The 11,454-nt window shown below is 71.5% G+C and carries 10 protein-coding genes; 4 read left to right on the forward strand and 6 right to left on the reverse strand.

All coding sequences use genetic code 11. The annotated features are described in order from the left end of the window. The first annotated feature begins 63 nt into the window (after positions 1–63). Positions 64–2,460: a YgiQ family radical SAM protein gene (locus AC0N04_RS00555; protein WP_474277554.1), complete on the forward strand. Its 2,397-nt coding sequence runs from the start codon at positions 64–66 to the stop codon at positions 2,458–2,460. A 37-nt stretch (positions 2,461–2,497) separates the two neighbouring features. Here the strand turns inward: AC0N04_RS00555 and AC0N04_RS00560 are convergent, their stop codons facing one another. From AC0N04_RS00560 to AC0N04_RS00570, 3 genes are all read right to left on the reverse strand, one after another. Further along, on the reverse strand, positions 2,498–3,463 hold the full coding sequence (locus AC0N04_RS00560; RefSeq protein ID WP_474277557.1) for a cation diffusion facilitator family transporter: 966 nt from the start codon (positions 3,461–3,463) through the stop codon (positions 2,498–2,500). Between the two features lie 107 nt (positions 3,464–3,570). Further along, the gene (locus AC0N04_RS00565; RefSeq protein ID WP_474277558.1) at positions 3,571–4,617 is read right to left on the reverse strand and encodes a S1/P1 nuclease; all 1,047 of its coding nucleotides are present in this window, start codon (positions 4,615–4,617) and stop codon (positions 3,571–3,573) included. Positions 4,618–4,629: 12 nt separating this feature from the next. Continuing rightward, on the reverse strand, positions 4,630–5,547 hold the full coding sequence (locus AC0N04_RS00570) for an ion channel (RefSeq protein WP_474277560.1): 918 nt from the start codon (positions 5,545–5,547) through the stop codon (positions 4,630–4,632). Positions 5,548–5,739: 192 nt separating this feature from the next. On the opposite strand from AC0N04_RS00570, the gene AC0N04_RS00575 reads away from it, so the two are divergent. The 3 genes from AC0N04_RS00575 (at position 5,740) to AC0N04_RS00585 (ending at position 7,599) form a co-directional block, all read left to right on the forward strand. Continuing rightward, complete coding sequence (locus tag AC0N04_RS00575; RefSeq protein ID WP_474277562.1) at positions 5,740–6,084, forward strand: PepSY domain-containing protein; 345 nt, start codon at positions 5,740–5,742, stop codon at positions 6,082–6,084. A gap of 62 nt (positions 6,085–6,146) precedes the next feature. After that, complete coding sequence (locus AC0N04_RS00580; RefSeq protein ID WP_474277564.1) at positions 6,147–6,743, forward strand: undecaprenyl-diphosphatase; 597 nt, start codon at positions 6,147–6,149, stop codon at positions 6,741–6,743. 73 nt (positions 6,744–6,816) lie between these two features. After that, entirely contained in the window at positions 6,817–7,599 is a 783-nt protein-coding gene (locus tag AC0N04_RS00585; RefSeq protein WP_474277566.1) for a COG4705 family protein, read from the forward strand. 74 nt (positions 7,600–7,673) lie between these two features. Here AC0N04_RS00585 and AC0N04_RS00590 read toward each other — a convergent pair whose 3' ends face one another. From AC0N04_RS00590 to hutU, 3 genes are all read right to left on the reverse strand, one after another. Further along, positions 7,674–7,934, reverse strand: a complete 261-nt coding sequence (locus tag AC0N04_RS00590; RefSeq protein ID WP_474277567.1) for a hypothetical protein — start codon at positions 7,932–7,934, stop codon at positions 7,674–7,676. Between the two features lie 94 nt (positions 7,935–8,028). Continuing rightward, complete coding sequence (gene hutH, locus AC0N04_RS00595) at positions 8,029–9,657, reverse strand: histidine ammonia-lyase (protein WP_474277569.1); 1,629 nt, start codon at positions 9,655–9,657, stop codon at positions 8,029–8,031. 52 nt (positions 9,658–9,709) lie between these two features. Further along, positions 9,710–11,416, reverse strand: a complete 1,707-nt coding sequence (gene hutU, locus AC0N04_RS00600; RefSeq protein WP_474277571.1) for a urocanate hydratase — start codon at positions 11,414–11,416, stop codon at positions 9,710–9,712. Positions 11,417–11,454 lie beyond the last annotated feature (38 nt).

Below are 11,454 nucleotides of genomic sequence, written 5' to 3' on the forward strand. Positions count from 1 at the left end.
CTTGCGTCGACCGACGCCCCGCTGCCCGCCCGGCCCAGGCCGGCGCCGCCCCCCGCCCCCACCGTGAACGCCACCACCGCCCCCGTGCGCCCCCGCGCCGACACCCCCGCGCTGCCCAAGGCGCTGACGGCATACCGTCCCCACTGGGCCAAGCGCTTCGGCCCCGCGCCGTTCCTGCCGATGAGCCGCAAGGAGATGGAGTCCCTGGGCTGGGACAGCTGCGACGTCGTCATCGTCACCGGCGACGCCTATGTGGACCACCCCAGCTTCGGCATGGCGGTGATCGGCCGGGTGCTGGAAGCCCAGGGCTTTCGGGTCGGCATCATCGCCCAGCCCGACTGGAGCTCGGCCGAGCCCTTCCGCGCGCTCGGCAAGCCCAACCTGTTCTACGGCGTGGCGGCCGGCAACATGGATTCGATGATCAACCGCTACACCGCGGACCGCAAGCTGCGCAGCGACGACGCCTACACCCCCGGCAACGTCGGCGGCAAGCGCCCGGACCGCGCCACGCTGGTCTACACCCAGCGCTGCAACGAGGCCTACAAGGACGTGCCGGTGGTGATCGGCGGCATCGAGGCCAGCCTGCGCCGCATCGCCCACTACGACTACTGGAGCGACAAGGTGCGCCGCTCCATCCTGGTCGACGCCAAGGCCGACCTGCTGGTCTACGGCAATGCCGAGCGCGCGATCGTCGAGATCGCCCACCGCCTGGCCCAGGGCCGGCCGGTGGCCAGCCTGACCGACATCCGCGGCACCGCCTTCCTGCGCAAGCCCGACGAGGCCGCGCTGGCCGGCTGGTTCGAGGTCGACTCGACCGAGGTCGACGCCCCCGGCCGCGTCGACGCCCTGCTCAACCCCTACCTGACGCTGGAAGAGCAAGCAGCCGAGAACGGCGCCAGCTGCAGCCAGGGTGCTGCAGCGCCAACGGCTGCGGCCGACGGCAGCCAGCCGATCACGCTGGTCCGCCGACCGCTGGCCAAGCAGGCGGGCCATGCGGTGGCCACGCCGCGCGAGCGCACGGTGATCCGCCTGCCGGCCTACGAGCAGGTCAAGAGCGACCCGGTGCTGTACGCCCATGCCAGCCGCGTGCTGCACCTGGAGACCAACCCCGGCAACGCCCGTGCGCTGGTGCAGCGCCATGGCGAGGGCCACATCGCGCGCGACCTGTGGATCAACCCGCCGCCGCTGCCACTGAGCATGGCCGAGATGGACCACGTCTTCGACCTGCCCTACGCCCGCGCGCCGCACCCGGCCTACGCCGACGCGCAGGGCGGCTTCGATGGCGCGACCAAGATCCCGGCCTGGGAGATGATCCGCTTCAGCGTGAACATCATGCGCGGCTGCTTCGGTGGCTGCAGCTTCTGCTCGATCACCGAGCACGAAGGCCGCATCATCCAGAGCCGCAGCGAAGACTCGGTGATCCACGAAATCGAGGCCATCCGCGACAAGGTCAAGGGCTTCACCGGCGTCATCTCCGATCTCGGCGGCCCCACCGCCAACATGTACCGGCTGGGCTGCAAGTCACCCGAGATCGAGGCCGCCTGCCGCAAGCCCAGCTGCGTCTACCCCGGCATTTGCAGCAACCTGCGCACCGACCACGCACCGCTGGTCCACATGTACCGGCGCGCGCGCGGCCTCAAGGGCGTCAAGAAGATCCTGATCGGCTCGGGCCTGCGCTACGACCTGGCGGTGACCTCGCCCGAGTACGTCAAGGAGCTGGTCACCCACCATGTCGGCGGCTACCTGAAGATCGCGCCCGAGCACACCGAGGCCGGCCCGCTGTCCAAGATGATGAAGCCCGGCATCGGCACCTACGACCGCTTCAAGGCGATGTTCGAGAAGTTCAGCGCCGAGGCCGGCAAGAAGCAGTTCCTCATTCCCTACTTCATCGCCGCGCACCCGGGCACCAGCGACCAGGACATGATGAACCTGGCGGTCTGGCTCAAGCACAACGGTTTCCGCGCCGACCAGGTGCAGACCTTCTATCCCAGCCCGATGGCCACCGCCACGGCGATGTACCACTCGGGCCACAACCCGCTCAAGGGCATCAGCCGCGACGCCCGCAAGGGCGAACGGGTCGACGTGGTCAAGGGCGACCGGCGCCGCCGCCTGCACAAGGCCTTTCTGCGCTACCACGATCCGGCCAACTGGCCGCTGCTGCGCGACGCGCTCAAAGACCTGGGCCGCGCCGACCTGATCGGCAACGGCAAGCACCACCTGATCCCGACCTGGCAGCCCGCAAGCGAGGTCAGCTACGTCAGCGCCCGCCGCAGCAATTCGACGCCGGCCACCGGCCGTGGCCCGGCGCCGCGGCCCTCGGCCCCGCCGCGCGCCGCCGCGCCCGCTCCCGATCCGCGCCCGATCAAGGGCCGCGTGCTGACCCAGCACACCGGCCTGCCGCCGCGCGACACCGGCGCGCCGGCGCGCAAGGGCAAGCCGGGCCGCAAGACCGGGCGTTGATTCGGGCGTCGAACCGGACGCTGCGGTCCCGCGGCGCTCAGCCCGCGGACGAGGGGGCCGCCGCCGCGGCGTCGTGGTCCAGATCGGGCCGCGACCAGGGGTCGACGTGGGTCATCAGGTTCAGCACGCGGTGGCGCTGCATCACGCGGCGCTGCGCGGCCACGGCGATGTCGTGGCCCTGCTCGACGGTGAGCCGGGCGTCGACCTCGATGTGGGCATCGACCACGATCAGGTCGCCCATCTTGCGGGTGCGCACGTCATGCACGCCGCTGACGCCGGGCGTCTCGATCAGGGTCAGGCGGATCGCCGCCACTTCCTCGTCGTCCACCGCCCGGTCCATCAGATCGCCCAGCGCTTCCCAGCCGAAGGACCAGCCCATGCGGGCGACCATGAAGCCGACGATCAGCGCGGCGATCGGGTCCAGCAGCGGGTAGCCGGCCAGGTTGCCGACGATGCCCAGGCCGACCACCAGCGACGACGCGGCATCCGAGCGGGCATGCCAGGCGTTGGCCACCAGCATGCTGGACTTGACCCGCTGCGCCACCGCCAGCATGAAGCGGAACAGCGCCTCCTTGGCCAGCAGCGCGATGCCGGCCACCCACAGCGCCACGGTCTGCACCTTGGGCACGCTGCCCGGGTCCTGCAGCTTGACGACCGCCGACCACAGCATGCCCGCACCGACGGCCAGCAGCAGCACGCCCAGCGCCAGCGACGCCGCGGTCTCGAAGCGGTGATGGCCGTAGGGGTGGTCGGCGTCGGCGTCCTTGCCGGCATGCCGGCTCGCCACCAGCACCACCACGTCGGCCACCAGGTCGGACAGCGAATGCACGCCGTCCGCCACCAGGCCCTGCGAGCGCGCCAGCACGCCCACCACCAGCTGGGTGACGCTGAGGCTTACGTTCACCACCACGCTGACCCAGGTGCTGCGCGAGGCAGCGACGCGGCGATCGCGCGCGGAAATGATGTCGTGCTCCGAGGTGTCGTCGCGTTCGGTGAAGTGCATGGTCGCCAGTAGGATCGAGAAACGCGGCGACGCGCGTCGTGGCGCGGTCCGCAGGAGCCGCTCAGCTTAACAAACCCGGGCGGCCTGCCGGCGCCCTCCGGCTTGGCTCAGGGCCAGATCGCCTGCAGCAGCCGGGCCAGCCGCACCCCCGCCTTGATCAGCTGGCGGCGCTGCAGCGCCTCGCGCTGCCGGGCGCGCGCGGCCTCGTCGCCGCCGAGCACCGGCCAGCGCGGTGGCCAGCCCTGCGCCGCGCCGAAACGCAGCGGCGCGTAGGCGGCGCCGGCCGCCCGCAAGGTGTCGCTCGCCCACAGGGCGGGCCAGTCCGCCACCGCGCCCGGGGTGGGCGGCACCTGGCGCGCCCACGCGACGGCCTCGCGGCCCAGCCCACGCGGGCCCAGCGCCTCGGGCACGTCGTCCCAGCGGCGGTGCAGCGGCAGGCCGTCCTCGATCAAGCGATTGCCGCCGACCGTGTCATTGGCCACACCGTGGCGCTGCCGGTCCGGGTCGATGCGGTCGCCGTACTCGTCCAGGTAGACGGCGCCTACGTGCAGCGGCTGGTGCAGGTCGGCCACCCAGTGCACCAGCAGGCGCAACGCCTCGGTGGTGTCGTCGAAGCGGAACGGCGGGGGCACCGGCCGGTCCTGCAGCCGGGCCAGTGCGGCCGACACCGCGGCCACCAGATCGTCGTCGCGGGTACCGGCCAGGCCGCGCCGGTAGCCGTCGCGCTGCACGGCCACGTCGGTGTAGTGGTAGCGGCGATGGCAGGCTTCGTCGGCCGGTCCAGCGGTGGCGGCGCACGCACGCTCGCTGAGCCGGACGTAGGCGATCGCCGCCGCCGTCTCCTGCGGCGTCTCGAACGGCCGGCATTCGGGATGGCGACCCGGCTCGGCCCAGGACCCGCCCTCGCCCGCCAGGCGCAGGCCCTTGATGCAATCGGCCCACAGCCCGGCCTGCGCCAGATCCATGCCGCCCAGGCGTTGGCGCACCTGCGCCTCGGCCGCGCTGCCGGCAATCAACTGCTGCGCGATCGCACCGACCGTCTCGTGCCCGCGCAGTCCCCAGGCCCGGACCGTCCCCGGCACGCCCAGGCAGGCCGCCAGCAACGTCAACAGCGCCAACCGCACCGGGCGCCGTGCCATGGCCGGAAAGGTCATCGCTCCCTCGCCTCAGACCGGTGGCGGATGCGAGGCCACGGGCGCATCCTCGGGCTCGATGTCGCTGATCTTGCGCATGTCGGCGATCGAATGGTCGCCGCCCTCCCAGGTGATCGCGTCGGCGTAGCGCATGCCGAAGGCGATGTCGTCGCCACGGTAGGCTTCGGCCGCGTGCACCTGCGCGCCCAGCGACGGATCGCGCGCGGTGATGCTGAGCATGAGGCGCACGCCCGCCGCCGCGCTGGGGTCCTGCAACGCGGCGTGCAATGGGCTGGTCTCGTCGAGCTCGTGGATCAGCGTCCAGGTCAGCGGAAAGAACGGCAGCTCGGAGCGCACCAGCTTCAGGTCCACCGCGCGCCGGAAATGCTGCTCGCCCGGCGTCAGCTCGTGGACCAGCGCGGTCAGCCGCGCCACCGCATCGGTCAGCGCATTCACCCGGCCGTTGCCGATGCGCAGCATCAGCAGGCGGCGGCCGCGCTGGCGGGCCACCACCGCCTGGTGCGCGAACAGGATCTTCGCCTTCGGCTTCGAGAAGCGCACGAAGACCAGCCCGGTGGTGGTGGCGGTGAACAGCATGCCGACGAAGATCTCGGCCGTGACCACCCAGTGCCCATAGTGGGTCGCCGGCGACATCGCACCGTAGCCCACCGTGGACAGCGTCTCGACGCTGAAGAAGAACGCGTCCATCGGCGCGTCCGGCGGCAGGTGGGCGATGCTGCCGGGATGCGCCCAGTACAGCGCCGCGAACAGCAGGTTGACCAGCAGGTAGCACAGCACCAGCACGACGAAGAAGCCGGGCCAGCTGAGCGTCAAGGCGAAGTGGTACGGGTCGTTGAAGTCGTAGCGCGAGACCCCGAGCTTGAGCATGTTCATCGAGCTGGCGCGCTTGCTGAAGGGCGTGCGGATTCGGCGGGTCTTGGCGTGGCTCATGTCGGTGGCTGGCAGGTGGAGGATGGCCGCACGGCCCGCGCAACGCCCGACGGCGGGCCCTCCGGTCGGCTGAGCCTGCAGTGTAGGAGCGTGGCGGCGCGTACCCCTCCCGGCACGCGCTCAGGGCCCGCTAAGGCGGCGCCCCTAGGCTCCAGGTTGCGCAAATTCCTGCGCGTTCACGGAGCCGACACCATGTCCCGCCTCAGCAAGCCGGTTGTTCTGACCTTCACCTTCCTCGGTTTCGCCGCGGCCTGCGGCCTGGCCCTGGCCGCCCAGAGCGACCATGACAACGACGCACTGGCCGTCACCCGCGCCCCGGTCACGCTGGCCCAGGCCGTCACCACCGCCGAGCAGCACGTCCACGGCCGGGCATCCCGCGCCGAGTACGAAAACTCGAAGCAGGGCTGGGTCTATGACGTCGAGGTCGTCAGCGGAACCCAGGTCTTCGACGTCAGGGTCGACGCCGCCAAGGGCAGCGTCCTGGCATCGGCCGCCGACGCGGTCGATCGCGACGACGGTCACGACGCCCGCGACTGAGCCCCTTGCCTGCCTGACGCCGGAGCGCCCGCAACGGGACCGCTCCGGCCACCGATCCCATCATGGAAGACCTGAACCGCTCCCTTTTCCTGTGGCTCGACGCGCCGGTCCATCCCGGCACCGCGTCCCTCGCCATCGCCACCTTCCTGGCCGAGCAGGCGCTCTGGCTCGTCCCGATCGTTCTCGCGCTCGGATGGCTGCGCGGCCGCGAGCGCACCCGCCGCATCATGATCGAGGCCACCGCCGCCGGCCTGGCCGGCCTGCTGATCAACCAGCTCATCGGCCTGGTCTGGCAGCACCCTCGCCCGTTCATGATCGGCCTGGGCCACACCCATCTGGCCCACGTGGCCGACTCCTCCTTCCCGAGCGACCACCTGACCTTGCTGTGGTCCGTCGCCTTCAGCCTGCTGCTGCAGCGTCGCACGCGGCGTGCCGGCACAGCCCTGGCGGTGCTGGGCCTGCCGGTGGCGTGGGCGCGCATCTACCTGGGCGTCCATTTTCCGCTCGACGTGGTCGGTGCGGCCGCCGTCGCCGTCACCAGTGCCGGGCTGGCCCGGCGCACCGCCAGGCACGACCTGCGGCCCCTCTGGCAGCTTGCGGCCTGCATCCGTCACCGCGCCTTCGCCCCGCTGATCGAGCGCGGGTGGGTGCGCCGTTGAGCCCCCTATGACTGGCCTAAGCGGCGCTGAACACACTGACGCGCTGAACCTCCTCCCGCTGCAGGACGCCCCCATGACCCCACCACCCGTTGCCCCCTCTTCGCTCCGCTTCAACAAGGTCCCGGAGGTGACCCTGGCGTTCTGGGTCATCAAGATCCTGTCGACGACGGTCGGCGAAACGGCAGCCGACTTTCTGGCGACCGACGCGGGCTGGGGCGCGGCGATGACCGGCGCGCTCATGGCCAGCCTGTTGGCGATCGCGCTGTGGCTGCAGCTGCGCACGCCGCGCCACACGCCATGGATCTACTGGCTCTGCGTCGTGCTGGTCAGCATCGTGGGCACACAGATCACCGACGGTCTCACCGACGGCCTGGGCCTGAGCCTGTCCATCAGCACGCCGGTCTTCGCGCTGGTGCTGGCCGCGATCTTCGCGGTCTGGCACCGGATCGAACACAGCCTGTCGATCCACGAGATCGTCACCCGGCGCCGGGAACGCTTCTACTGGGCTGCCATCCTGTGCACGTTCGCGCTGGGCACGGCGGCCGGCGATCTCGCGACGGAAGCGCTCGGCCTGGGCTTTGCCGGCGGCGCCATGGCGTTCGGTGCGCTGATCGCGATCACCTACACCGCCTGGCGCCTGCGCGGCCATGCCGTCCTGAGCTTCTGGATCGGCTACATCCTGACCCGCCCCTTCGGCGCGGCGCTGGGCGACCTGCTGACCCAGGCCCGGCCCGCCGGCGGCCTGGGCCTCGGCACGGTCTGGACCAGCGCGCTGTTCCTGACGGTGATCACCCTGCTGGTGACCGCGGCGCAGGCCGGTGCGGACCGCCGCCATGCCGCTGCGGCAGAGGAATGAACTGACGGTGCAGGTTCACGCCAGCCGACGCCGGAACGACATCGCGCTCCCCATCGTCCGGTCTGGCGCGCCCCTCAAGGCCTGGCAGCGCTGGCCGCCGGCTCGGCCGGCAGCAGCGTGACGGGGGCCAGGCCTCCGACGCAGTCTCGCTGCTGCGCGGCCTGGCAGGGCTGGGGGGTGAACCAGTCGTAGTGGCCGCCGGGCTGGTCGAGCAGCAGCCACCACAGGGTCACCGCGACGGCCGCGGTGGCGGCGATGATGGTCAGCCGCTGACGGATGGAGATCGGGCGGTAACGGTCGTCGGGGTCGTCGGGGTCGTCGTCGGGGTCGTTCATGCGGCCACAGGGCGGTGCGCGGGATCGCACTATCGCATGTGCCGGGTGCATGCGCCGGGTGCATGCACCTGGCCGTCGCTCGCCTATCGCCCGCTCACACCGGCTTCCACAGCACCGGCAAGTCCGGCAGCGCGCGGAAGATCTGCGACAGCGCGCCGCTGCGCACCAGGGCGCTGGCGCGCTCGATGTCGGGCGCGAGGTAGCGGTCCACGGGCATCGCCGGGCAGGCGGCGCGCAGCAGCGCGTGAGCCTGTTCCAGCGCCGCCGAGCTGGTCAGCGGGCGCAGGAATTCGATCGCCTGCGCGGCGGCCAGCCATTCGATGCCGAGGATGGTCGCGACGTTGGCGATCATCGGCTGCAGGCGGCGGGCGGCGAAGGTGGCCATCGAGACGTGGTCCTCCTGGTTGGCGCTGGTGGGCAGGCTGTCGACGCTGGCCGGGTGGGCGAGCGACTTGTTCTCGCTGGCGACCGACGCAGCGGTGACGTGCGCGATCATGAAGCCGCTGTTCAGCCCCGCGTTGGCGGTCAGGAAGGGCGGCAGCCGCGAGACGCTGGCGTCGATCAGCATCGCGATGCGGCGCTCCGCGATCGCGCCGACCTCGGCGATGGCCACCGCCATCGCGTCGGCCGCCAGCGCCGCCGGCTCGGCGTGGAAATTGCCGCCGGAGATCATCGACCCGTCCTCGAAGAACACCAGCGGGTTGTCGGTGACGGCGTTGGCTTCCCGCACCAGCACCAGCGCGGCGTGGCGCAGCTGGTCCAGGCAGGCGCCGACGACCTGGGGCTGGCAGCGCAGGCAGTACGGGTCCTGCACGCGGTCGTCGCCGTCCAGCATCTGGCTTTGCCAGGGCGGGACATCCCCCTTGGGGGGCGACCGGTGCGCCGCGCCGGTCTGGGGCCGCATGTCCTTGTGTGACTGCCGGATCGCGCTGCCGGCCAGCAGGCCGCGGTAGTACTGGGCCACGTCGATCTGGCCGGGCTGGCCGCGCAAGGCGTGGATGCGGGGATCGAACGGTCCGTCGCTGCCGCGCGCGGCGTCCACCGTCAGCGCGCCGATCACCAGCGCGCTCTCCAGCACCGGCTCGAAGCTCAGCAGGCCGTGCAGCGCCAGCGCGGTCGAGGTCTGGGTGCCGTTGATCAGGGCCAGGCCCTCCTTGGCGGCCAGTTGCAGCGGCGCGATGCCGTGGTGGGCCAGCAGCGGGCCGGCGGGCTGGCGCCGGCCGTCGACCAGGAACTCGCCCTCGCCCAGCAGCGCCAGCGTCATGTGCGACAGCGGCGCCAGATCGCCCGACGCGCCGACCGAGCCCTGCGCCGGCACGTACGGCACCAGGCCGGCGTTGTGCACGGCGATCAGCGTGTCGATCACCTCCTCGCGCACGCCGGAGTGGCCGCGCGCCAGGCTGGCGGCCTTCAAGGCCAGCATCAGCCGCACCACCGCAGGCGCCAGCGGCTCGCCCACGCCCACCGAATGCGAGCGGATCAGGTTCAGCTGCAGCGTGGCCAGGTCGGCCGCGCTGATGCGCTGGTTGGCGAGCTTGCCGAAGCCGGTGTTGACGCCGTAGACCGGCGCGTCGCCGGCGGCCGCGGCCTGCACCACGGCGGCGCTGGCCAGGATGTCGGCGCGGGCGTCCGGGTGGATGGCCAGCGGCGTCGGGCTGGCGTGCAGGGTCTGGAGTTGTTCCAGCGTCAGGGCGCCGGGGATCAGGGTCAGGACAGAAGTCATGGTCAGGTCTCGGTGGGACGTCTTCAGGCGGGTCGGGTGGGCGGCACGGACTTCAGCCGCGCAGCAGCATCGGCAGATTCAGGCCGTGTTCGCGGGCGCACTGGCGCGCGATCTCGTAGCCGGCGTCGGCGTGGCGCATCACGCCGGTGGCCGGGTCGTTCCACAGCACCCGCTCGACGCGCTTCGCGGCAGCGTCGGTGCCGTCGCAGACGATCACCACGCCCGCGTGCTGCGAATAGCCCATGCCCACGCCGCCGCCGTGGTGCAGGCTGACCCAGGTGGCACCGCCCGCGGTGTTGAGCAAGGCGTTGAGCAGCGGCCAGTCGCTCACCGCGTCCGAGCCGTCCATCATGCTTTCGGTCTCGCGGTTCGGGCTGGCCACCGAGCCGCTGTCCAGGTGGTCGCGGCCGATCACGATCGGGGCCTTCAGCTCGCCGTTCTTCACCATCTCGTTGAAAGCCAGGCCGGCGCGGTGGCGCTCGCCCAGGCCGATCCAGCAGATGCGCGCCGGCAGGCCCTGGAAGGCGATGCGCTCGCCCGCCATGTCCAGCCAGCGGTGCAGGTGGGCGTCGTCGGGGAACAGCTCCTTCATCTTCGCGTCGGTCTTGCGGATGTCTTCCGGGTCGCCGGACAGCGCGACCCAGCGAAACGGGCCCTTGCCGCGGCAGAACAGCGGCCGGATGTAGGCAGGCACGAAGCCGGGGAAATCGAACGCATTCTTCACGCCCTCGTCGAACGCCACCTGGCGGATGTTGTTGCCGTAGTCCACCGTCGGGATGCCCATCGCCAGGAAATCCAGCATCGCTTGCACGTGCACCGCGCAGCCCTTGGCGGCGGCGGCGCGCAGCGCGCCGTGCTGCTGGCCGTCGGCCTGGGCCGCGCGCCACTGCGCCACGCTCCAGCCCACCGGCAGGTAGCCATTGACCAGGTCGTGCGCGCTGGTCTGGTCGGTCACCAGGTCGGGCCGGGGGCCGCCCGCCCGGGCGCGCCCGACCAGCTCGGGCAGGATCTCGGCCGCGTTGCCCAGCAGGCCGATCGACACGGCCTTGCCCTCGGCGGTGTAGCGGGCGATGCGCGCGAGCGCGTCGTCCAGGTCGGCGGCCTGTTCGTCCAGGTAGCGGCTGCGCAGGCGGAAGTCGATCCGGCTTTGCTGGCACTCGATGTTGAGCGAGCAGAAGCCCGCGAAGCTCGCGGCCAGCGGCTGCGCGCCGCCCATGCCACCCAGACCGGCGGTGAGGATCCACTTGCCGGCGGCGACGCCATTGAAATGCTGGCGCGCCGCCTCGACGAAGGTCTCGTAGGTGCCCTGCACGATGCCCTGGCTGCCGATGTAGATCCAGCTGCCGGCGGTCATCTGGCCGTACATCATCAAGCCCTTGCGATCCAGTTCGTGAAAGTGCTCCCAGGTGGCCCACTTGGGCACCAGGTTGGAGTTGGCGATCAGCACCCGCGGCGCGTCGGCATGGGTGCGGAACACGCCCACCGGCTTGCCGCTCTGCACCAGCAGGGTCTGGTCGTCTTCCAGCGTGCGCAACTCGGCCAGGATCTGCTCGAAACAGTCCCAGTCGCGTGCCGCCTTGCCGATGCCGCCATAGACCACCAGGGCATCGGGGTTTTCGGCCACCGCCGGATCCAGGTTGTTCTGCAGCATGCGCCAGGCCGCCTCGGTCAGCCAGCTGCGGCAGTGCAGCGTGGTGCCGGTGGGCGATTGCACGGGGCGCGGGCGGGCGGCGAGGCGGGGAGAGGACAGGTCGGTCATGGGAGTCTCCGTGACGGTTGGGATCGAGAAAAACGACG

Source organism: Ideonella sp. sgz306126 (assembly GCF_056032705.1).

What these genes read in the sequence shown, in the direction of transcription:
- AC0N04_RS00560 (WP_474277557.1), bottom strand. Translation starts at nt 3,463, where the DNA reads ATGCACTTCACCGAACGCGACGACACCTCGGAGCACGACATCATTTCC.
- AC0N04_RS00565 (WP_474277558.1), bottom strand. Translation starts at nt 4,617, where the DNA reads ATGACCTTTCCGGCCATGGCACGGCGCCCGGTGCGGTTGGCGCTGTTG.
- AC0N04_RS00570 (WP_474277560.1), bottom strand. Translation starts at nt 5,547, where the DNA reads ATGAGCCACGCCAAGACCCGCCGAATCCGCACGCCCTTCAGCAAGCGC.
- AC0N04_RS00575 (WP_474277562.1), top strand. Translation starts at nt 5,740, where the DNA reads ATGTCCCGCCTCAGCAAGCCGGTTGTTCTGACCTTCACCTTCCTCGGT.
- AC0N04_RS00580 (WP_474277564.1), top strand. Translation starts at nt 6,147, where the DNA reads ATGGAAGACCTGAACCGCTCCCTTTTCCTGTGGCTCGACGCGCCGGTC.
- AC0N04_RS00585 (WP_474277566.1), top strand. Translation starts at nt 6,817, where the DNA reads ATGACCCCACCACCCGTTGCCCCCTCTTCGCTCCGCTTCAACAAGGTC.
- AC0N04_RS00590 (WP_474277567.1), bottom strand. Translation starts at nt 7,934, where the DNA reads ATGAACGACCCCGACGACGACCCCGACGACCCCGACGACCGTTACCGC.
- hutH (WP_474277569.1), bottom strand. Translation starts at nt 9,657, where the DNA reads ATGACTTCTGTCCTGACCCTGATCCCCGGCGCCCTGACGCTGGAACAA.
- hutU (WP_474277571.1), bottom strand. Translation starts at nt 11,416, where the DNA reads ATGACCGACCTGTCCTCTCCCCGCCTCGCCGCCCGCCCGCGCCCCGTG.